19 protein-coding genes are annotated in these 21481 nt (G+C 43.5%); 6 read left to right on the forward strand and 13 right to left on the reverse strand.

What is annotated here, in order from left to right; genetic code table 11:
- Nucleotides 1-121: 121 nt before the first annotated feature.
- The 11 genes from manA to MHB69_RS17055 form a co-directional block, all read right to left on the reverse strand.
- Nucleotides 122-1072 (reverse strand): mannose-6-phosphate isomerase, class I, encoded by a 951-nt coding sequence (gene manA, locus MHB69_RS17005; RefSeq protein WP_342495800.1) that lies wholly within the window; start codon nucleotides 1070-1072, stop codon nucleotides 122-124.
- Nucleotides 1073-1219: 147 nt separating this feature from the next.
- Complete coding sequence (locus tag MHB69_RS17010) at nucleotides 1220-2041, reverse strand: carbohydrate ABC transporter permease (protein ID WP_024426281.1); 822 nt, start codon at nucleotides 2039-2041, stop codon at nucleotides 1220-1222.
- Complete coding sequence (locus MHB69_RS17015) at nucleotides 2038-3009, reverse strand: sugar ABC transporter permease (protein ID WP_046313043.1); 972 nt, start codon at nucleotides 3007-3009, stop codon at nucleotides 2038-2040. The genes MHB69_RS17010 and MHB69_RS17015 overlap by 4 nt, the downstream gene beginning before the upstream one ends.
- Nucleotides 3010-3065: 56 nt before the next feature.
- Complete coding sequence (locus MHB69_RS17020; RefSeq protein WP_065214845.1) at nucleotides 3066-4331, reverse strand: ABC transporter substrate-binding protein; 1266 nt, start codon at nucleotides 4329-4331, stop codon at nucleotides 3066-3068.
- A gap of 103 nt (nucleotides 4332-4434) precedes the next feature.
- Nucleotides 4435-5853 carry a response regulator gene (locus tag MHB69_RS17025; RefSeq protein WP_041115557.1) on the reverse strand — a complete coding sequence of 473 codons (1419 nt, stop codon included), beginning with the start codon at nucleotides 5851-5853 and terminating at the stop codon, nucleotides 4435-4437.
- Nucleotides 5847-7289, reverse strand: coding sequence for a sensor histidine kinase (locus MHB69_RS17030; protein ID WP_342495801.1), 1443 nt, complete (start codon nucleotides 7287-7289; stop codon nucleotides 5847-5849). Before MHB69_RS17030 ends, MHB69_RS17025 begins: the two co-directional genes overlap by 7 nt.
- On the reverse strand, nucleotides 7286-8287 hold the full coding sequence (locus MHB69_RS17035; protein ID WP_342495802.1) for a sugar-binding protein: 1002 nt from the start codon (nucleotides 8285-8287) through the stop codon (nucleotides 7286-7288). Before MHB69_RS17035 ends, MHB69_RS17030 begins: the two co-directional genes overlap by 4 nt.
- A gap of 69 nt (nucleotides 8288-8356) precedes the next feature.
- On the reverse strand, nucleotides 8357-8812 hold the full coding sequence (locus MHB69_RS17040) for a GNAT family N-acetyltransferase (RefSeq protein WP_342495803.1): 456 nt from the start codon (nucleotides 8810-8812) through the stop codon (nucleotides 8357-8359).
- 121 nt (nucleotides 8813-8933) lie between these two features.
- Nucleotides 8934-9533, reverse strand: a complete 600-nt coding sequence (locus tag MHB69_RS17045; RefSeq protein ID WP_342495804.1) for a bifunctional 4-hydroxy-2-oxoglutarate aldolase/2-dehydro-3-deoxy-phosphogluconate aldolase — start codon at nucleotides 9531-9533, stop codon at nucleotides 8934-8936.
- Nucleotides 9505-10521, reverse strand: a complete 1017-nt coding sequence (locus tag MHB69_RS17050) for a sugar kinase (protein WP_342495805.1) — start codon at nucleotides 10519-10521, stop codon at nucleotides 9505-9507. The genes MHB69_RS17045 and MHB69_RS17050 overlap by 29 nt, the downstream gene beginning before the upstream one ends.
- Before the next feature lie 86 nt (nucleotides 10522-10607).
- Nucleotides 10608-11618 (reverse strand): LacI family DNA-binding transcriptional regulator, encoded by a 1011-nt coding sequence (locus tag MHB69_RS17055; protein ID WP_342495806.1) that lies wholly within the window; start codon nucleotides 11616-11618, stop codon nucleotides 10608-10610.
- 258 nt (nucleotides 11619-11876) lie between these two features.
- On the opposite strand from MHB69_RS17055, the gene kduI reads away from it, so the two are divergent.
- The 5 genes from kduI to MHB69_RS17080 all read left to right on the forward strand — a co-directional run bounded on the left by kduI (nucleotide 11877) and on the right by MHB69_RS17080 (nucleotide 17299).
- Nucleotides 11877-12704, forward strand: a complete 828-nt coding sequence (gene kduI / locus MHB69_RS17060) for a 5-dehydro-4-deoxy-D-glucuronate isomerase (RefSeq protein WP_342495807.1) — start codon at nucleotides 11877-11879, stop codon at nucleotides 12702-12704.
- Nucleotides 12705-12712: 8 nt separating this feature from the next.
- Nucleotides 12713-13483 (forward strand): 2-dehydro-3-deoxy-D-gluconate 5-dehydrogenase KduD, encoded by a 771-nt coding sequence (kduD, locus tag MHB69_RS17065; RefSeq protein ID WP_046313029.1) that lies wholly within the window; start codon nucleotides 12713-12715, stop codon nucleotides 13481-13483.
- A gap of 103 nt (nucleotides 13484-13586) precedes the next feature.
- Nucleotides 13587-15053: a spore germination protein gene (locus MHB69_RS17070; RefSeq protein WP_034281156.1), complete on the forward strand. Its 1467-nt coding sequence runs from the start codon at nucleotides 13587-13589 to the stop codon at nucleotides 15051-15053.
- 3 nt (nucleotides 15054-15056) lie between these two features.
- Nucleotides 15057-16157, forward strand: a complete 1101-nt coding sequence (locus MHB69_RS17075) for a GerAB/ArcD/ProY family transporter (protein WP_061110162.1) — start codon at nucleotides 15057-15059, stop codon at nucleotides 16155-16157.
- Nucleotides 16154-17299 (forward strand): Ger(x)C family spore germination protein, encoded by a 1146-nt coding sequence (locus MHB69_RS17080; RefSeq protein ID WP_034281158.1) that lies wholly within the window; start codon nucleotides 16154-16156, stop codon nucleotides 17297-17299. Before MHB69_RS17075 ends, MHB69_RS17080 begins: the two co-directional genes overlap by 4 nt.
- Nucleotides 17300-17312: 13 nt before the next feature.
- On the opposite strand, the gene MHB69_RS17085 is transcribed toward MHB69_RS17080, so the two are convergent.
- Nucleotides 17313-18710, reverse strand: coding sequence for a bifunctional glycosyltransferase family 2 protein/class I SAM-dependent methyltransferase (locus tag MHB69_RS17085; protein WP_342495808.1), 1398 nt, complete (start codon nucleotides 18708-18710; stop codon nucleotides 17313-17315).
- Nucleotides 18711-18845: 135 nt separating this feature from the next.
- Entirely contained in the window at nucleotides 18846-20210 is a 1365-nt protein-coding gene (locus MHB69_RS17090; protein ID WP_342495809.1) for a sugar porter family MFS transporter, read from the reverse strand.
- Between the two features lie 257 nt (nucleotides 20211-20467).
- Here MHB69_RS17090 and MHB69_RS17095 point away from each other — a divergent pair, with 257 nt between their 5' ends.
- Entirely contained in the window at nucleotides 20468-21433 is a 966-nt protein-coding gene (locus tag MHB69_RS17095) for an LCP family protein (RefSeq protein WP_025093927.1), read from the forward strand.
- The last annotated feature ends 48 nt before the right edge of the window (nucleotides 21434-21481 follow it).

Below are 21481 nucleotides of genomic sequence, written 5' to 3' on the forward strand. Positions count from 1 at the left end.
CCCTGTCCCTCTCTTAACTTTGCATAATAGTCTACTAATCTCTTTATCGACAAAAACAAGTACTCTTTCAAGTCATTTATGCAACAGAAAAATAGAGGACCCCCTCGAAGTCCTCTTTTCCTTATATATGCGACACAATCAGTTCACAAGATCCTTCAATTGAGAAGCTTCCTGTTTCAGCCGGCAGAATAAAATGAGCGCCCTTTGGCAGTGGATATGTGTTTCCGTCATGCTCTAAAGACCCTTCTCCATGAATCACACTGCATAGCAAAAACGGATAATCCTGCGAAAGCTCTACTTTTTGATCAATTTCCCATTTATACACAGAGAAATATTCTGCTTCGACAAATGTACGAATGGTCACTCCCCGGCGTGTTTCAACTGATTCATCTGCATACCCATCTACATGAGGAACCGTTGTGACATCAATCGCTTGCGCAAAATGAAGTTCACGTTCATTGCCATCCTGGTCTTTTCGTTCATAATCATATACGCGATAAGTTGTATCTGAGCTTTGCTGCGTTTCAAGGACAAGCGTTCCTTCGCAAAGCGCATGAATGGTACCGCTTGGCACATAATAAAAATCACCAGGCTTAATCTTCACCCGCCGCAAAAGACCTTCCCAATCTCCACTATTCATCATGGTGACAAGCTCAGTTCTTGTTCTTGCATTGTGCCCATAGATCATTTCTGCTCCTTCTTTGCAGTCAATGATATACCAGCACTCTGTTTTTCCAAGCTCGCCATTTTCATGTCTTTCCGCATAATCATCATCTGGATGTACTTGCACGGACAAGTCTTGGTTTGCATCTAAAATTTTGGTTAACAGCGGGAAGCGGTCGCCTTCTATCCCCCCGAACAATTCTCTATAATTGTCCCAGAGTTCGATCAGCGTTTTCCCTTTATATGGACCGTCTTGTACGACACTTGGCCCGTTTGGATGAGCAGAAATTGCCCAGCATTCTCCCGTTTGATCAGAAGGAATATCATAGCCAAATTGATCCCTTAAGGCTGTACCTCCCCATATTCTCTCCTTCAATTCAGGCAGTAAAAAAATTGGTGACTGCTTCATTCAGGATGACTCCTCCCTTTGCTACCCTTTGATAATCCTTACCTAGCTTGATGAAAACTAGTAAGTCTCAACTTTTATTATGACGCTATCTAAAGAGAAGTCAATCCTTTCAGTACACCGAATGAAAACGATAACACAAAAAATATTTTACCCTTTGACAGAGCCTGCGAGAAGCCCTTTGACAAAGTATTTTCCAAGAAGTATATAGACGAGCAGGGTCGGCAGCGCAGCCAATATCGCCCCTGCCATTTGGACGTTCCATTGCACAATTTGACTGCCTGATAGATTTTGCAAGGCAACCATCACCGGCTGATGCTCCGCAGTGGTCATCGTGACTGCAAATAAGAATTCATTCCACACATTTGTGAACTGCCAAATGGCCACCACAACAAATCCTGTGATCGAAAGCGGCAGAATCATATGTCTGAAAATCCCGATAAACCCTGCGCCATCCATTTTCGCCGATTCAATCATTTCATCTGGGATGCTCACATAGAAATTTCGGAACATGAGTGTTGTGATCGGAAGCCCGTATACGACATGGACAAGCACAAGCCCTGGAATTGAATTATACAATCCGACTTCACGCAAAAATTGAATGAGCGGGATCAGAATACTTTGATATGGAATAAACATCCCAAACAGCATCAGCGTAAAGACGACTTCTGATCCTTTGAAACGCCATTTTGATAATACATAGCCATTCATTGCACCTAATACAGCTGACAATAAAGTAGCAGGAATGACAAGATAAAGAGAATTCATTAAATTGGGCGCCAGCTTTTCAAACGCGATTTGATAGCTTGAAAAATCAATAGTAGATGGCAGCGACCACATTCGCTCAAGGGTGACTTCACCTAATGGCTTCAAGCTTGTGACGAGCATGACATAAACAGGCATCAGAAAAAAGAGACTGCACAAAATCAATAAAGCATAAAGAACTGGACGGACAAACCATCTGGCTGTCATGATGAAGCCCCCTTCCGGCTCGACAGGAGATATGGCACGATAAAGACCGCAACAGAGATCAGCATGACAACCGCAATGGCGGCACCGCCTGCATAATGGTTTCCTCTAAAGGTCATTTCAAACATATACACGCCCGGAACATCCGTGACAAAGTTCGCACCCGGCCCTGTCATCGAGTAAATCAAATCGAAGATCTTTAAAGAAATGTGAGCCATGATGATGACAACACTTGCAGTAATCGGTTTTAAAAGAGGGAAAATGATTTTCCAGTAAATCTGCCACTCCGTTGCACCATCCATTCTAGCAGCCTCTCTTACTTCCTCTGGAATTCCTCGCAGACCCGCCAAATACATCGCCAGAGAGAAGCCTGTCATTTGCCAAACAGCTGCAATCACAACAGCAATCATGGCCGCAGGTACACCAAACTCAATTTTCCCCCAGACAAATCCGGCCAATATATTCGTATCCGTATACCACTTAGGCTGGATACCAAGCGTTTTCAAAAATAAATTTACCCCAGTTGACGGGTTTAAAATCCATTGCCATACGACTCCTGTGACAACAAAGGAAAGGGCCATCGGAAAGAAGAATAAATTCCGAAAAAGAGATTCCCCCTTGATCTTCTGATCTAGTAAAATCGCAAGTGCAAGACCAGAGATAATGACAGCCCCAATAAAAAATAAAGTGAAAAAGACCGTGTTTCGAAGATCTGATTGAAAGCGGAAATCTTGAAACAGCATGACATAATTGCGAAGACCTGCGAAAGAGAAATCAGGAACAAGCGTGGTCCAGTTTGATAATGACACATATCCTGTCCAGCCGATAAAACCGTAAACAAAGATGAATAATAAAACTGCTGACGGGGCTAAAAAGAGCAGCGCCAGCAGCTGGTCTCCATTCCATTTTTTCCGCATACGTTTAACTTTGGGCACAGGTGTTTTTGTCATCGGCGATGTGTCTATGCTCATGAAACTACACTCCTTTTTAAAAAAGAGGCGGTGCCTAGCCGCCGCCTCCTTCGTCTTTATTTCATTGCATCTTTTAAAGATGAAACAAACTGACTGCTGTCTTTTTGTGTCACGAAGATATTGACGGCTTGATTCGCTTTTGTCACAAACCCTTCTTCAGCAGCTGAGCCATGAGCAAGAGACGGCGCCAGTTTTGACTCTTTAAATGCCTTCATCGCCGATTTTCCGTATTCATCATATTTTGATACATCTGCATCCACACGTGCTGGAATCGATCCTTTTAACGGATTAAACGCATCCTGTCCTTCCACAGATCCTAAAACGGATAAGAATTTCTTCACGTTTTCTGGCTGTTTCACACCCTTTGGCAGTCCAAATGTATCGGTGATCACCATAAAGCTTCCTTCCGTTCCAGGAGTCGCCGCGTATCCAAAGTCTTGATTCACCTTCAAATCAAGATCATTCACAAAGTACCCCTTCGCCCAGTCGCCCATGACATTCATTGCCGCTTCTCCTTTTGCCACGAGCTGTGAGGCATCCTGCCAGTTACGTGAACTGTGATCGTCATTGACGTATTCGAGCATACGTCCAAAGATGTCTGCCGCTTCCTTCACTTTTGCGTCATCCATTTTCATATCGCCAGCCCAAAGTTTTTGATAATCATCTGCACCTAATACACCCAGCAAAACACTTTCAAACAAATGAGTCGCTGCCCAAGGCTCCTTATCTCCAAGTGCAAGTGGTGTGATTCCTTTTTTCTTTAATGCATCTGCTGTTTTGAAAAATTCATCAAATGTCGTTGGCGGCTCTAAGCCTGCATCATCAAATACTTTCTTGTTATACCAAAGCACATTGCCCCTGTGAATGTTCACTGGCACGGAATAGATTTTCCCATCTTTGCTGACAAGATCAATCAGTGATTTTGGAAATTTGTCTTTCCAGCCTTCTTTTTCATATAAATCATCCAGCGGCTCCATTTTGCCTGCCGCGACCCAGCTCTCATTCAGCTCCGCCCCGCCATGCACTTGAAACGTAGCAGGCGGATCATTTCCCTGCATCCGGCTAGTCAGGACAGCCTTTGCATTTGTACCAGCACCACCTGCGACGGCTGCATTTTCAATTGGAATGTCTTTATTCTCCTCTTCAAACAATTGAATGAGTGCCTTCAGCCCGTCTTCCTCACCTGCTCCTGTCCACCAAGAGAAAATTTCGAGCTTCTCCGCTCCGCCTTCTTTTTTTGCCTCTGAATTCGTCGATGAGCTGCAGGCAGTGACGATAAGCATACAGAGTGCCAGCAGTGTAAAGCCTAATTTGAACTTCATAATTGATCCCCCTATCCCCATTTTGTAAGCGTTATCAAAATAAGTATAATGGCAGATCCTTGCTTTTTTTCAGGCAAACTTCTTCACTTTTTTATGAAATTCTTCATTTTTTTACGGCCTGTTTTCGATATTCCTTCGGTGAACAGCCGACCATCTTCTTAAACACACGGCTGACGTAATTAGGATCTGTATATCCTGCCTGAAAGGTAATTTCTTTTAAGCTAAGCGTACTGTCTTTGAGGAGCTTTTTGATTTTATCCAGCCGGCAGGCTGTCACATACTCTTTAAATGTCAGACCCGTCTCGTCTTTAAATCGTTTTGTGAAATAGGTTGGACTTAAATCAACATAAGCGGCCGTTTGCTCAAGTGTGATTTGTTCACAATAATGCGTTTTGATGTAACGTTTTGCCCGCTCGATGTCATTGATGGTCTGTGTTCTCGCTTCATACACGTCAAATAGGTGTTCACAGCACTGGCGGCATTCAGCAGCGGTGCTGATTGTCAATATCGATAGGTCTGTACGGAGGCGTGATTTGAAGAGAATCAGCAGTTCTTTTACCTGCGAAATCGCCGCCCCCTCTAATTCAAAGGCATCAAATAAAGCCAGCGCATCCTCTCTTCTCCCTTCCTCGAGCGCCTGCATCATGCTGTCTGCAAGCTCCGGCAGATGAATCAATGGGCGGGGCTTCACTTCTGTTTGGTAAAAGCCATAACGAACAACGCCGCCACTCTTTTTTCGCTGATAATAGGAAAGCTTCGCCTCTGCTGCACTTTTCTGAAGATGAAGCGGGTTTGAGACTGGATGCCCTATGCCAACGACAGGTGAAGGCTGACCGTTTGTCATGGCAGCTCGAATGGCTTGCAGCACCTCTGCCTTTAGCTGACCTGGTCCCTGCTGACTATAAATGAGACATGTAAACAGTTCTCCCCCCATCTGAATCGGCACCGTATGAAATCGTGCAGATTTCTGTAAATCGATCAACAGCTGATCTCCTTCTGTCCGCTGCACAGCAATGATAAGACCTGCTTCATATTCGGAAAATAGTTGTTGAAACTCCATTTCGGTATAAGATTGACCGTTCATGACATGCGCTTCAAGCCACTTTGACTGCTGATCGGCCGCTGCCTCCTGCCGTAGAGACGCCTCCTGCTGAATCTCTGCTGCTACAAATCGAATGGCTGCGATGGTTTCATCCTTGTCAGCTGGTTTGACGAGGTATTGTTTCACCCCTTCCTGCATCGCTTGCTTGGCGTAATCGAATGTATCGTAGGCTGTCAGCATAATGAATTTTGTATGAGGACTGCTTGCTTTGATCTGTTTGATCGCTGTCAGTCCATCCATGCCAGGCATCTGAATATCCATGAGCACAAGATGAATGGGCTCAGACTGCACGAATTCAACCGCCTTCTTTCCATTTTCCGCTTCTCCCGCTATATGACACTCTGGAAGCCATTCGGTTAAGAACTTCCGCATCGCTAGCCGTTCTATTTTTTCATCATCGACAATCAGCACGTTCAGCATGCCGGTCCCTCCTTTATCGGAATAGCCAATTGTATGGTGGTGCCTTCGTTTGGCTTTGAATCAATTTGAAGGGCATCTTGCACCCCGTAAAACAAGCGCAGTCTTGACATTACATTTCGAAGACCGATTCCTGTCGAGTGGCCTTTACTCAGTATGATCGGATCTTCCTCTTCTTTTTCTGACAGCAATCTTCCTTTCTCCTGTTCATTGATGCCCATCCCATTGTCCTGAATCTGAATCATCACATAGCCGCCTTCTTGATAGATCGAGAGCTCAACAAGTCCCTCTTCCTCCTTTGGTTCAACGCCATGAATGAAGGCATTTTCGACAAGCGGCTGTAAGGTAAGACTTGGGATATGCACAGATAAACATGATTCATCGATGGAGGTTTTGCACGTAATACGATCGGCAAATCTCGTTTCTTGTATATGAAAATATTCTTTCACCACTTTCACTTCTTGTTCCAATGTAACGGATGTACTTAGAGCAGACAGCGAATACCGCATCAGCGTGGAAACGGATTGAATCAACCTTGATGTGGCTTCTGCTGATTCTAAGTAAGCCATCCGTGAAACGATGTTTAATGTGTTAAATAAAAAATGCGGGTTCATTTGGTTTTGCAGCGTTTTTAGCTTCATGTCTTTGATTTTTTGATCTAATGCTGCCTTTTGTTTGATCTCTTCAATCATCATTTTCATCTCTTGCCGCATTCGCTGAAAGGCTTCATTTAAAACAGAGATTTCATCCTTTGTGGTAACATGCAAATTCGCTCCATCAAAATTTCCTTCTGATACTTCTTTTACACTTCGGGACAGATGAACGATGGGTCTTGAGATCCCGCCAGCAATCATATACGCCATCCATAAGGCGACCCCGATTGATAACGTAAACAGGCATAAGGTAAAGAACGCATAGGTTTGATGTCTTTTTTGAAGAGATTGATAGAGTATCTGATACTCAGACAATTCATCATCAAGCAGGGTCATCGTCTGCTCTTGTATATAGGAGGAGACGGTTCTCACTTCCTTCACACTTGCAGCATATTCTTCGATTTTCCCTTCTTTCACATGTGTCATGGTCGCATCACTTTCATTGATGAGCGTCCGCATCATATATTGATATTTTTCAATAGAAGGAATTGCCGCATGAAGACCGGCATCCTTTCGCAGCGCTTGATCGTATGATTTCATTTTCTGTTTTGACGTAAGATATTCTTTGGCAAACTTCCGATCCTTTTCAATGGCATAGGCATTAACCTTTTCATACATCGTTTTCGCCTCTGTTGATATATCATTGAGCAGGAGAAAAGAACGGAAGCTCCGGCTATATTCTGATGTGATTTTTGAACTGCTCCAGTAGACAAAAAAAGCGGCTACGTTGCCAAGAAGCACAAGGATTAAAAATGCTAATAACAGCTTACTTCGAATCTTTCTCATGGCTGCATCCCCTGCTTTCTGTCTGTTTGCTGAAGAGGCAGATCCCCGCGCCGGATCACACTCGTTCCCGTGTACTGGAGCGGTTCTTCTTTTTCACCTTTCTGCAAACGAACAAGCGATTCAACCGCTTGATAGCCCATTTCATAAGGATGCTGCACGACGACGGCATCAATTGTCCCATCATCAAGCGCCTGAATCGTATCAGGCAATGTGTCAAATGCAAGCACATAAAAATCAGTGGATGATCGATACTGTGCAATTGCTTGGATGATGCCTGCACCATCTAATGCACTTGTGCCATAAAATGAGGTGAGCTTTGCATGATCGTTTAATAGTTTATAAGCGGCACCTGAGGCACCTGACTTCGTAATGGCTGATTCTTCTATTCCAGCAATATGAATGCGTTTTTCAGCAGAGACGGCATCTCGAAAGCCCTTGACGCGCAGCTTTTGATGAATGGCATCCAGCCTGCCTGTGACAATTCCTACATACTGTTCACCTTTTGTATCTGCGATGAGTGCCTGTCCTGCGATAAAACCTGAATAATAATTGTCCGTCCCTACATACACTTGACGCTTGCTCCCCTCTGCATCCGTATCGACGGTGACAACATCAATGTCTTTTTCCCTCGCCTTCTGAAAAAGCGGTTTGTATTTCTTAGCATCAAGTCCCTGCGTCATAATGCCATCAACATGCCCAGCGATCGCCATATCAATGGTTTTCAGATGATCGTCTACATCCGCCTGTTTTGGGCCCAAATATTCTAGATATACGTGATGAACGTCTGCCGCATCCGCAGCTCCCTTTTGTACAAGCTGCCAATATTCGTTATCAAGTTCCTCCGGTACAAGAACAAAATGATATTGATACGTTGACTCCGCTTTTTCGGAAACGCTTTCAATTTTAAATAAATCTTGACCTAATAACGTTAAGAAGATGACAGATACCACACAAAATGTGAAAAATGCGCCCATTCCAATCCACTTAGATAATCTCACCGTGTCCTCCTCCTTCCCACTATTTCCGCATAAAAAAAAGAGCTGCTTATAAGCATACTCTCTCAACCTCTATAATTCCTTTGTCATAAATAAACTGTTTGGATCTTCTTGATATGTACCAAAAGGCGGACAATACTGAAATCCAGCGCTCTCATATAGTTTTCTTGCTGGTTCAAAGAAAGCCATTGCCCCTGTCTCTAAGCTGATACGTGTATACCCGCGCCGTTTTGCCTCTTGGAGAAGATGATTCAGCATATACCTCGCTACACCTTTTCGCATATGGAGGGCTGCGGTTCTCATCGATTTGATTTCCCCATGTTCACTTGACAGTTCCTTTAACGCTCCGTAGCCAAGAAGCTCCTCTCCATCTCGCACACTCCACACCGTGACATCCTGTTTTTTTAAATCAGTTAATGCAAGGGCATGAATGCTTTCAGGCGGCGAATGCTCCTTCATCTCTTCTATATGTGCGGTGATCAGCTGGTCAATTCGTCCATCTGTAAGTTCATCTTGTAGAATGTACATTTTCCATCACTCCTTTACGAACATTGTACGTGAAGAGTTGAAATTTCATCTGCTGTTATGTCAGATAAACGAACAAACAACCGGCATCCACGAGCTAATTGTTTGTTCGTTTGACAAGTATTTATGAGGAAAGAACGGCTTGTAATTCCTCTGCTGTACTGCTTTCAAGCTGACTTCCGACACCGACAGCCACCGCGCCTGCTTTGAGCCACTTTGGAACATCAGCTGGATGAATGCCGCCCGTAGGAATAAATTCAATCTCTGGAAATGGACCTTGCAGGTTTTTCATATAGGATAAACCGAAGGAGCCGCTTGGAAATAGCTTGAGCAAGCAGTAGCCATCTGCTTTCGCCTGCATGATTTCACTTGGGGTGAGGACACCTGGTACATAGAGTGTGTCGTAAAATGAGAGATGTTCACCAATCATAGGAAGATATCCTGGACTAACGATAAACTGTGAGCCTGCCTCAATGGCTGATTGTGCCTGCTCCAGCGTCGTAATTGTTCCCGCTCCTACAATGATGTCCTGTTCCTCTTGGAAGGATGCGATGATGCGTTCAGCATTTGGCGTGGTATACGTCACTTCAATGGCACGGACTCCTTTTTTCTTTAAACGCTCAATCATTTCAATACCTTCTGCTTCACTATCCGCTCTCACCACTGCGATCAATTTACAAGACTCGAGCTGCTTTTTAACGCTCAAACTTGCTGACTTTCCCATATCTCTCATCCCCTTTCATGTACTCCCGCCTTTGATATCGCTTGGCTTCTTTCATAAAAGCCTGAAGCTCCTCCCTGGTAGGCAGTCCGTCCTTATCGCCAGGTGACATCACTGCAAGTGCCCCAACCGCATTGCCTCTTGTCACAGATTTTTCATCTGATAAGCCGTCAAGCAAGCCGCTGATGACCCCCACTGCAAATCCATCACCAGCTCCAACTGTGTCTACGACATCCTGCACATAAAAGCCATTCACAATTCCCTGACCGGCTGCACTTTTATAAAAGGCGCCTTCTGCCCCTAGCTTAATGACCACTAGTTTGACACCTTTTTGCAAATAAACATCTGCAATCTCTTCTGGCTCTTGATAACCCGTGAGCCTTTGCCCTTCTGCAAGCCCTGGAAAAAACCAATCCACTTGCGAAGCGATATGATTCACCGTATGAATCATATCTTCCTCCTCTTCCCACAGCTGAAGCCGAAGATTTGGATCAAATGAAATGGTTTTGCCAGCTGCTTTCATTTCTTGAAGAGCACGAATAGAAAACGCTCTCATTCCACTGGATAAGGCAGGCGGAATACCAGTCATATGAAGGTGGCCTGCCTGTTTGAAATAGGCGGCGGGAAAGTCGCTTGGACTCATTGTGCTCGCAGCAGAGCCTTTTCGATAATACGTGACGTCAGGATCTCCATCCATCACTTTTGATTTAAGTAAGATTCCCGTTTGAGACCCATCATTTGAACGGAGTACTGCACTTGTATCGACTCCCTCTTTTTGAAGCTCTTCTAAAATAAATGTGCCAAGTGAATCTGCTCCGACTTTGCTCATCCATCCCACACGAAAGCCCAGCCTCGCCAAGCCGACAGCCACGTTACTCTCTGCACCAGCAAGCGCCTTTTGGAATGTATGCACTTGATGAAGCTCTCCGGCTTCCTTTGCATAAAACATCGCCATTGATTCCCCAAATGTGACCGCATCCAATGCTTTCACTCATTTCTCCCCTTCCTCGGTACCGGTTTCAAATCAGTTGAAAAAGAGAGAGCATGCACGTATGTATACTCTTCTCTGCCTATCGTTTATAAAGATTTCCTCACAATGATTTCTCCATCAAGCTGAATGGTTTGGGGCGCACTTTCATCCCCTTCTAGCCGTGTCTTGATTTTTTGCATGGCTGCTTTCCCCATTTCATGAGATGGCTGGGCAACCGTTGTGATTCCAGGTCCAATCAGCTTATACCATTCTGTATCATCAAACCCTGCAATGCCTATCTCTTTAGGAATCTTCACCCCAAGCTCTACAAGTTCACTAATCAGCTTCAGCATGAGTAATCCATTACCGGCTAAAATCGCTTTTTTCTGTTCGTTTGATTGTAAAAAACGGACAATCTCTTCGCGCATTTGTTCCTTTTGCTTTAAATCAATCTCTGCAATGATCGGCTTCTTATGTTTACTCAAAGCTGTCTGTTCATATGCTTCCTTTCGTTCTTCACGAGGGCTGATTCCATCGACAGGCTCAGTAAAGAAAGCGATATGATTATAGCCTTTCTCATACATTTGTTGAAGCAGCCGGATGGTGATATCACGGTTATTCGTGGTCACTGTGTCGACTTTCAGTTCAGGCAGCTTCCGGTCCACAAGAACAATCGGCACACCATTTTTCTGAAAATCCTCCAGAATGTCATTGTTCTGTCCTGTCGTATTGATGATGAGCCCTTCAATATAATGTGCATTCAGCTTTAGGAGCATTTCCCGTTCTTTTTCTGGACGATTATCTGTGTTGCACACCATAATGCTGTATCCATATTCATCACAAATCTCTTCGACCCCGCGAAGTGTTGCCACAGAGAATGGATTCGTAATGTCGGCTACAATAAACCCAATGACCTTGCTTTTTCTAACTTTCAATCCTTGAGCAAGCTGACTCGGACGATAATGGAGTTCCTCAATGGCTTTCTTGATTTTTTTTACCTTTTCTGAAGAAATTTCATTTGTTCTGCCATTGATATATCTGGATACAGTTGATTTTGAGACCCCTGCATAAGCTGCAACTTCATTAATGGTGACTTTCGTTTGCTTTTTCTCTTTCATTCAAAAAACTCCCACAATTGATCTTCTCATTTGGTTCGAAACCGATTTCAAATAAACTTAAAAAAAGCATATCATAATTGAATGCATTTCAGAAGATTTTTTTGCATGATGATGGCAAAAATTTGTCTAACCAGAGAAAGAGAAAGCGATTTCAAATTAACGGTTGACGGCGCTCTCTTTTTCCTCTAGAATTTTCCTTGAAACCGATACCAAATAAATATCAATATTTGTTTCAGATGGAAAGGGAGGCTTATCCAAATGGAAAATCGTTATGCTGTACATCCTGAGCAGGTCAAACGTTTTACAACAGAGGAACTTCGTCGTCATTTTCATATTCCTACGCTGTTTGTCAGTGGTGAATTAAAGCTCTATTACTCGCATGAGGACCGCGTGGTGATTGGCGGAGCCATGCCGGCAGCAGAGCCGATCACACTAGATGCCGGAGACTTTTTACGGACGGAGTATTTTCTTGAAAGACGAGAAATCGGGATTGTAAATGTCGGCGGACAAGGAACGGTCACTGTTGATGGTGAGGCCTTTGTGCTGGAGCATAAAGATTTCTTATATATTGGTCTTGGTCACGAAGATGTACAGTTCGCTAGTTCATCAGGCGAGCAGGCCAAGTTCTATTTAGTATCAGCCACGGCTCACAGGGCGTATCCTACGCAAAAAGCAGCCATCGCTGAATTAACACCAAACCACTTAGGGGAAGCAGCTGCTTCCAACGTACGAAGCCTGTATCAAGTCATCCATGCAGACGGCATCCAAAGCTGTCAGCTCATGATGGGCATCACTCAGCTTGAAACCAATAACACATGGAACACGATGCCCGCTCACATTCATGATCGCCGGATGGAAGTGTACTTATATCTTGATATCGAAGAGGATGCGCGGGTCTTTCATTTTATGGGAGAGCCATCTGAGACAAGACATCTTGTTGTGGCAAATGAAGAAGCAGTCATTTCACCTGCATGGTCCATTCATTCAGGCTCAGGTACAGCGAATTACTCATTTATTTGGGCAATGGCGGGAGAAAACTATACATTCAAAGATATGGACTTTGTCCCAATGGATCAGCTGAGGTAACGAAAGTGATGACAACTTCATATGCAGCGTCCCTCTTTTCCCTTGAAGGAAAAACAGCCCTTGTGACAGGCCCTGGAACCGGTATTGGGCAAGGCATTGCCGTGGCGCTTGCCAAATCAGGAGCAGATATCATCGGCACATATCACCATACACCGCTTGAAGAAACAAAGGCACTTGTCGAACAGGCAGGCCGATCATTTCATGCGGTTCAGGTTGACTTTTCTAACCCTCAGTCTGCAAAGCAGGCTGTCGACGCCATATTAAAGAAGCATACGATTGATATTTTAATCAATAATGCTGGAACGATCAAAAGAGAGCAGGCGGCTCACTATTCAGAGGAAGATTGGCATACGGTCATGGATGTGAATATCAACAGTCTCTTTTTCCTCACACAAAAGATTGGACAGCAGATGCTGAAAAATGGGCAAGGGAAAATCGTCAATATCGCCTCCCTTCTATCGTTTCAAGGCGGCGTCTTTGTCCCTGCTTATACAGCAAGTAAGCATGCTGTCGCAGGGCTGACGAAAGCTTTTGCCAACGAATGGGCGAGCCAGCATATTCAAGTGAATGCGATTGCGCCTGGGTATATTGCGACCAATAACACACAAGCCATTCGTGACGATGAAAATCGAAATGAAGAGATTCTGAAACGAATTCCAGCCGGGCGCTGGGGAAAGCCTGAGGATCTAGCCGGTGCGGCTGTTTTCCTTAGCTCACCAGCTTCTGATTATATGAACGGCCACATTTTAGCTGTTGATGGCGGCTGGCTTGCAAGATAAATATACGAGAGAATTCCTATTAGGGGATTCTCTTTTTTCTATTTGCATAATTCTCCACCTTCCGAGTCACTCTATAAAAAACATGTGATGAGGGTGAGGTATTATGAAAAGTCGTATTGAACAAGATATAGCGTCCGTCATTAAGCGTGTCAAAAGCTTTGCCGGAAGAAGTGATGATATCGTGTTCCACTCTTTTTCATTTGGTCCTTCCACTATTTCTGCATGTCTCGTGTACGTTGAAGGACTCACAGAATTTGAGATGCTTTCTAAGCAAATCATTTCACCTATGCAAAAGGAACTCGACATCACCGAGGTTGGTTCTGCTACACTTTCCTCCCTTTCAAAAACGTTCTTTGGCATTCAAAGTGATGTGCTGGATGATATGAACCTTGCCATCGAGCAGTTATATAGCGGCAGGGCTATTTTATTTGTAGATGGAGCGGCTCAAGCGCTTGCGCTCCATACGAATCTTTTTCAATTTAGAGAAGTAGAAGAGCCACAATCTGAAGTTCTTGTAAGAGGACCGCGGATCGGATTTATTGAGAATCTTGAAAAAAACACGGCTTTACTCCGTGAGCGGGCAAACGACCCTCACCTTGTGATTCAAAAGGTGAGTATAGGTACTCGAAATAAAAAATCCGCTGCTCTTGTGTATGTTCGTGATATTGCTGATCCTAAACTAGTAGAAGATGTGCTATCACGCATGACCGAAATCAAAATGGATGATATCCCTGAAACCGGCTATATTGAACAGCTGATTGAGGACAGTCACATCTCCATTTTTCCACAAATACAAAACACAGAACGTCCTGACCGGGTGATTGCATCTGTGCTTGAAGGCAAAGTCTCGATTTTGCTCGATGGGACTCCTTTTGCCCTCATTTTACCTATGACACTTACAGCTTTGATGCAATCTCCGGAGGATTATTATCAGAGGTGGACAAGCGCGACTCTTTTACGTTTACTTCGTTATATTGCCGTGCTGCTCACGATTTTTTTACCCGGCCTTTACATTGCACTTGTCTCTTATCATCCCGGTTTATTACCGACAAGAATGGCACTCACCATCGCAGGCAGCCGGCAGAATGTTCCCTTCCCTCCTGTTGTCGAAGCCATTCTCATGTCTTTTACGATAGAGTTGCTGCGGGAAGCTGGACTACGGCTTCCAAGAGCCATCGGACAGACAATTGGACTCATTGGCGGCGTTATTATTGGTCAGGCGGCTGTCCAAGCCAATATCGTCAGCGCCTTAATGGTGATTATTGTGTCGCTGACCGCACTGGCTGACTTCACAGCACCGTCATATGACTTTAGTTTCCCACTGCGTATTTTGCGGTTTATGGCCATTTTTAGTTCAGCATTGTTTGGGTTATACGGCTTAATCATGTGTTATTTATTTGTACTTTGCCACCTGATGCAGTTAAAGACTTTTGGTTTTGACTATTTCACACCAGTGCTTTCTTCACCGTTTTCAGATTTAAAGGATACGTACGTTCGTTTACCAATCGGGCTATTTAAATCCAGACCAAAAACAGCAAAAATAAAAAATCTCAAAAGACAAGGAGATTAAACGATGTACAGACCTGAAAAGCTATCATTGTTACAAGTCACCATTCTGTGCAGCTCTACAATGATAGGCGCTGGAATTTTAACCATTCCTCGCAGTTCTGCCAATTCAGGAGTCCCTGATGGCTGGATCATTGTATTAATACAGGGAGTCATCTTTGCTTTCGTTGCTTTTTTGTTGGGCTGGATTGCTGAAAAGAATGCACCAGACACCATTTTTGAGTCAAATACAAAAGGAGCAGGGGCATTTTTCGGCACGATCTTTAATTTAATGCTGGTCGCCTATTTACTAGGAATTGTCGGCTTTGAGGCACGTGTTCTCGGCGAAGTGGTCCAGTTTTTCCTGCTGCAATCGACTCCCATGGCAGTGATTGTTATGATTTTTCTACTTGTGGCGATCTATCATTTGAAAAGCGGTATCTTTCCAGTTGTCAAAATGGTGACCTATATTTATCCAATCACCATGGTCATTTACATAGCGCTCATGCTGTTTTGTTTGAAAATATTTGATTTTGATTATTTGCGTCCTGTGATGGCGCATGGTTTTGAAGATTTTAGTAAACTGTTCTCTCAAACCTTTATTCAATTTACAGGCTTTGAAGTGATTTTGTTTGTCGTGCCGCTCATTTATAAAGACAAATGGTCGAAGGCAAAATGGGCAGCTGCCATCGGCGTTGGCATTACGTCTCTCGTGTACTCTCTCACACTCTTTATAGTGATTGGCTCCATGACCGTGGGTGAAACGAAATCTCTCACCTGGCCAACGGTTTCCCTCATTCAAGCGCTTGAACTTGAAGGGGTGTTTATCGAACGATTTGATATTTTCTTACTGACGATCTGGACCTGCCAGCAGTTCATTTGTATGCTGGGCTTTTTCCAATTTGCGATTAAAGGCTGCTTCACCGTTTTTAAAACGACCAATATAACGAGACTGCTCTGGCTGTTATTTTTAATTACATCAGCACTCTCACTTTTTCCAAGAAATATCAATGAAGTCTTTTACTACTCTACTTTACTTGGCTACGCATTGTTCGCAGTTTTAGCCATTCCTTTTATTACAGCTGTCCTGCTGATGATACGCAAAAAATGGGGAGGTCGTTCTGCATGAGAGGAAGACGTGTACTTTTATTCTTTTTGTCCTGCTTTCTTTTCCTTCTATCAGCAGGATGCTGGGACTTAAAGGATATTGAAAAACTATCGTTTGTACGCGGTGTTGGCATTGATGAACAAGATGAGAATGGAGTTAAGCTGACCTATCAAAACCTTGTACCGAAAACAGGCGGAACACAAGAAGCCGATTCTCCCGGCTATGTGAATGTCGTCTCGAAGGGAAAAAATGTGCTGGAGGCTGTCAGTAATGTCGCCTTGAAGGACCCGCCGATCTATAGTGATCACCTGAAAATCTTCTTGTTCGGCAAAACCCAGGCGGAGCATCACGATATTCAAGGAACACTCAATCATTTTATTCGAGATGATGAGGTTCGGCGCAGCAGCTATCTCCTCGTGTCACGAGGTGATGCGTCAAAAGTCATCAATCAAAAATTGAAATCACAGCAAAAGGTTCCGGTTGAACATATCTTCGAAACATCCAAAAACCGAAGCTTTAACGGGAAGATCGCACTGCCAACACGTATTGGCCGGGCATCTGATTATTTTCAGATGGGCATTAGCTTCCTTGTACAAAGTGTAGATGCGGTAGACGGTGAACTTATTTATGATGGGGCAGGTATCATTCACGGAAAAACAAGAAAGCTGATCGGTTTCATCTCTGCACAAGATGTACAATATTTAAACTGGGTGATGGACCGTATCGCAGGCGGCGTTGTACCTGCCACCTATAAAGGCTTTCCGATTACGTATGAAATTAAGAAAGCCAAAACCAAGATTGAACCCTACCTGAAAGACGGAAAGGTTTCATTTAACGTTAGTGTACAAACAAATGGAAAATTGTCAGAGGATCAATATCCCCCGGAAAACTCATACGATGAACAGTACATTAAACGATTTGAGAAGATTTTTTCTCATAAAATTAAAGAGCGCATACAAAAAACGGTCAGTCATATGCAACATGAAGTAGGTGTTGATCCTATTTTTTTTAGCCGGCAGTTTCGTATTAAGTATCCTGAATATTGGGATCAGCATCGAGATGAATGGGACAAACTATTTCAAGAAGCAGACATAACGTATGACATCAAAGTGAGCATCTTGAACTTTGGTGCAGAAGGTGCAACGAAAAGCTTCAAATGGTAATACAAAAAGGCGGTTATCCCAAAAGAGAGCCGCCTTTTTTACGTACGACAATGAGAAGCTGATACAAAGTCACTTGATCAGACAACGCTTTTGTTTGAAAGCCAAGTGATGCTCCTATCCTCGCCACCTCGTCAAAAAACAATTGGATGTTTTGATCAATCTGTACATTGATCCGCTGCTCGATCACGCGTTCAAATAATTGGTCTGGGAAAAGCGCACGCATGGTGTTTGGTGTGAAGAACCGTATATGGGTTCGGTCTAAGATTCCTACATCTTGATAAGTAAAATCACCTGTCATCAAAGGAAGAAGCACTTCTGCATGCATCATGTTAGGCAGGCAGCAAATGATAACACCGCCTGGCTTTAAAGAGGCGTGCGCTTGCTCAATGATGTGCCAAGGATCTGACACATGCTCTAAAACATCCGAAAAAATGACCGCATCAAAAAAGGCCTCTTTCTCTGACCATGGGTATTCATCTGCATTTGCCTCGATGACTTCTTCATAATACGCCTTTGCGACCGCTGCTTTTAATGTATCTGCCTCTACCCCGTACATGTGTACCGACTGCCGATTCATCAGTTCAAGCCCAGTTGCGCCCGCTCCGCACCCAACATCCAGCACGCGAGCAGCGTCCTCAGGGAGTAATTCCGCAAAATACGGATGAGGAGTGATCAAATTTAGATCTATGCCCCACTTATCTAAAAATCGAAGTCTATTCTCAGTAAACAGTGTAGAGATGTTCGTTGCTTGATTGGCATTGAAGGTAGCATGACCATGATGATGCACAAAGGAATCATGCACAATTTGCAGCTGATATCCTTTTAGTAATGACCGCAAACATAGATCGTCATCCTCAAATGATCCATATACGAACCGCTCATCAAATAATCCCACATCCTCGATCAGCTTTCTTTTCACGAGCAAGCAAAACCCTACAAGCCGGTGCACATAAGTTCTCTGACCTTTTCTCTTAGACGTATACTCCTTAGCAAAGGCTGGGAGCTCCTTCACATCTGTATACGATGGCTGGACCATCTGAGGGCCGCTTACATAATTAGAGACGGGCCCCACCATCCCAATCTGTTCTGAAGCGAATAGCGCCTCTTTTAATGGAGGAAGCCAATTTTCCGTCACGATCGTGTCATTATTTAAAAAGAGAATGCTGTCTCCTGAAGCTTTTTTTGCCCCTCGATTACATCCCTTTGCAAAACCTTCATTCTCTTCATTATCAATGAAAATCACATCATCCAGCTCTCTTACATATTCCTTCGTGCCATCAGTTGACGCATTATCGACGACGATGAGTTCATATTGGCTGCTGTTCGTATGCTGTTTAATGCTCTCGATACATTTTTTCGTCAAATGCAGTTCATTGTAAGTCAGCATGACAATGCTTGTTTTCCCTTTCATCTCATTTCCACCTTTCTCCCGCCTGTTCCATATGTATGTGATAGGCAGCACGTTCAGAAGATGAGGGAATGTCCTTTCTTGATTAAACGTTTGTTTAACATAGAAAAACCAGCTGCACACGCAGCTGGCCATTGTTCATACCGTTTTCCCTTCGCCACTTGCGACGGCACGATTTCTCTTTTTTAAATCTTCTTCAATTTCTTCAAGACTTTTCCCCTTCGTTTCGGTCACCAAGTATTTCACAAATAAGAAGGCGCCTACGCCAATGCCCGCATAAATGAGGAAGAGATTACTGATGCCAATCGCGCTTAATAAAGCTGGGAATGTCAGCGAGATGATTAAATTTCCTGTATGAAGAAGGAAGGTCGAGACACCTGTACCGATTCCCCTGACATGTACTGGGAACAGCTCTGGAAGCATCACCCAAACGACAGGACCCCAGCTGACAGCAAAGATGACGATAAAGAGACCCAAACAAATAACGGTTGTCCATCCTGCTGCTGTTGATCCTTCAAAAAATCGGTTGACCACTGACAGGACAATTAAACTAAGGACCATTCCTGCATTCCCAAATAGGAGCAGCGCTTTACGCCCTACACGGTCAATGATTCTAATGGCAACAAACGTCATGATGACATTCACTGCACCAATTCCGACAGTTCCTAAAATCGCTGCTGAATTCCCAAAACCAACACTTGTGAATGTTTTTGGTGCATAGTAAATGATCGTATTTGTACCGATAAACTGCTGCAGAAAGGCAAGGCCGACACCAGCAATCAATGCTGGGCGTACCCATGGCTCAAATAATTCCTTAAAACCGCCTTTCTCTTCACTTTCCGCCTTTTGAATATCTGAAATTTCTTCTGCCACTTCTTGCTTACTTTTTCTGAGTTTAGATAATATCTCCTTCGCACGGTCAGCCTGTCCGTGGACAAACAGCCAGCGGGGACTTTCCGGCATAAACAAAATCCCGAATAATAAAAGAACAGAAGGAACAACCGCAATTCCAAGCATCAAGCGCCATGCCTCTGCATCCGCTAAAGCGTAGTTCACAATATAGGCAAGAAGAATACCAAATGTGATCATGAGCTGGTTTAAAGAGGACAGTGCCCCTCGTGATTCCTTTGGCGCAAGTTCAGATAAATATAATGGAACAATCGTTGTCGAGCACCCGACAGCGAGCCCTAGTACAATTCGGAATAAGATCATCACTTCCGTATTCGGGGCAAGAGCTGTACCAAATCCACCGATAATAAACAAAATAGCTGCGGCGATGATGGCTTTTTTCCGCCCAAATTGGTCTGTCAGCTTTCCAGAAAGAGAGGAACCAAGCATCGCCCCGATTAAAATCGAGCTGACGACAAGCCCCTCTGTAAACGCATTTAAACCTAAATCTTCTTTCATAAATAAGATGGCGCCAGAGATGACACCTGTATCATAGCCATATAAAGCACCGCCAAGGGCGCCGAAGAAATAAAGCCATCCATTCCGATTTTTCATATACATAACCCCACTTTTGTCTCTGTACTCTATGAAAAGTCATTTTCCTCACTTCCTGTCATTTCAAACATTTCGATGTTTTATGACAAATATATTTCATTTGTGTATCTTTGAAACTTTTTACGAGAAGGAAACGTCAATTAAGCGTTAGTGAAAAAAATGTCGCACTATATCCCGTTTTAAGGTATATTTGTTTTAGTTTGTAAGCAGAAAGAAGGACATCTTTACTATAAAATCATAGCGAGGGTTTAAAATATATGGATCAATCACGAAGTAAACGCAAAGGAAAAAAGCGTTTAAAACCATGGGTGAAAGTCACTCTTTTTATCATTAGTATTCTTTTACTGACAACGGCTTCAGTCACAGGCTATGCCTACTATAAAATAACCAATGCTGCTAAAAAGGCTCAAGTATCTCTTGATCGCGGCGCACAATCTGTGAAACGAATTGAAGCATTCGATCCAGGAAAAGACAGTTTTTCTGTCTTGCTGCTTGGAATTGACAGCAGACCGGGCGAAACAGTGAAACAAGCACGAAGTGACGCAATGGTGTTGGCAACCATTAACCGCACAAATAAAACCGTTAAATTATTAAGCATTCCTAGGGACTCATACGTTAATATTCCAGGCCACGGTTTTGATAAAATTACTCACGCACACGCATTTGGCGGTGCAGATTTAACAGTGAGCACAGTTGAAGATTTACTAGATATTCCGGTCGATTTTGTCATTCAAAGTAATTTCGTAGCGTTTAAAGAAATCGTCAACGAATTAAACGGTGTTCCTATTAACATCAAGGATGAGTATCTTGTGAAACAGATTAAAAAGGATACAAAAGGCAAGGTTGTGCTTCAAACTGGAACTCATACACTAGATGGTGATCAAGCGCTCGCATATGTGAGAACAAGAAAAGCAGATAGTGATTTAATGCGTGGACAGCGTCAAATGGAAGTGTTAAAAGCCATTTTTGATAAATCAAAATCATTAACATCTATTCCGTCATACGACAATATCATTGATACACTCGGCGATAATGTGTCAACCACCCTTTCAATGAAGGAGTTAGTCGGTCTTTTCCCGCTTCTGACTTCATTGAAATCGGTTGATACCATTCAGCTTAAAGGATCTGATTACCAGCCAAACGGTGTTTATTATTTCCAATTGGATCAAAACCAGCTGAACGAAGTGAAAACTGAATTGAAGAAGCAGCTTGAATTATCATAAATAAAAGCGTCCCTATGGGGCGCTTTTTCTTATTTCCTTGATCATTCA

The sequence above is a fragment of the Bacillus sp. FSL K6-0994 genome, from assembly GCF_038630815.1.
GTDB lineage: Bacteria > Bacillota > Bacilli > Bacillales > Bacillaceae > Bacillus > Bacillus safensis.

Coding starts and splice junctions, on each gene's coding strand:
- MHB69_RS17075 (WP_061110162.1), top strand. CDS start 15,057: ATGTACAGACCTGAAAAGCTATCATTGTTACAAGTCACCATTCTGTGC.
- MHB69_RS17030 (WP_342495801.1), bottom strand. CDS start 7,289: ATGAGAAAGATTCGAAGTAAGCTGTTATTAGCATTTTTAATCCTTGTG.
- kduD (WP_046313029.1), top strand. CDS start 12,713: ATGACAACTTCATATGCAGCGTCCCTCTTTTCCCTTGAAGGAAAAACA.
- manA (WP_342495800.1), bottom strand. CDS start 1,072: ATGAAGCAGTCACCAATTTTTTTACTGCCTGAATTGAAGGAGAGAATA.
- MHB69_RS17010 (WP_024426281.1), bottom strand. CDS start 2,041: ATGACAGCCAGATGGTTTGTCCGTCCAGTTCTTTATGCTTTATTGATT.
- MHB69_RS17015 (WP_046313043.1), bottom strand. CDS start 3,009: ATGAGCATAGACACATCGCCGATGACAAAAACACCTGTGCCCAAAGTT.
- MHB69_RS17045 (WP_342495804.1), bottom strand. CDS start 9,533: ATGGGAAAGTCAGCAAGTTTGAGCGTTAAAAAGCAGCTCGAGTCTTGT.
- kduI (WP_342495807.1), top strand. CDS start 11,877: ATGGAAAATCGTTATGCTGTACATCCTGAGCAGGTCAAACGTTTTACA.
- MHB69_RS17085 (WP_342495808.1), bottom strand. CDS start 18,710: ATGAAAGGGAAAACAAGCATTGTCATGCTGACTTACAATGAACTGCAT.
- MHB69_RS17095 (WP_025093927.1), top strand. CDS start 20,468: ATGGATCAATCACGAAGTAAACGCAAAGGAAAAAAGCGTTTAAAACCA.
- MHB69_RS17025 (WP_041115557.1), bottom strand. CDS start 5,853: ATGCTGAACGTGCTGATTGTCGATGATGAAAAAATAGAACGGCTAGCG.
- MHB69_RS17080 (WP_034281158.1), top strand. CDS start 16,154: ATGAGAGGAAGACGTGTACTTTTATTCTTTTTGTCCTGCTTTCTTTTC.
- MHB69_RS17020 (WP_065214845.1), bottom strand. CDS start 4,331: ATGAAGTTCAAATTAGGCTTTACACTGCTGGCACTCTGTATGCTTATC.
- MHB69_RS17040 (WP_342495803.1), bottom strand. CDS start 8,812: ATGTACATTCTACAAGATGAACTTACAGATGGACGAATTGACCAGCTG.
- MHB69_RS17090 (WP_342495809.1), bottom strand. CDS start 20,210: ATGAAAAATCGGAATGGATGGCTTTATTTCTTCGGCGCCCTTGGCGGT.
- MHB69_RS17055 (WP_342495806.1), bottom strand. CDS start 11,618: ATGAAAGAGAAAAAGCAAACGAAAGTCACCATTAATGAAGTTGCAGCT.
- MHB69_RS17070 (WP_034281156.1), top strand. CDS start 13,587: ATGAAAAGTCGTATTGAACAAGATATAGCGTCCGTCATTAAGCGTGTC.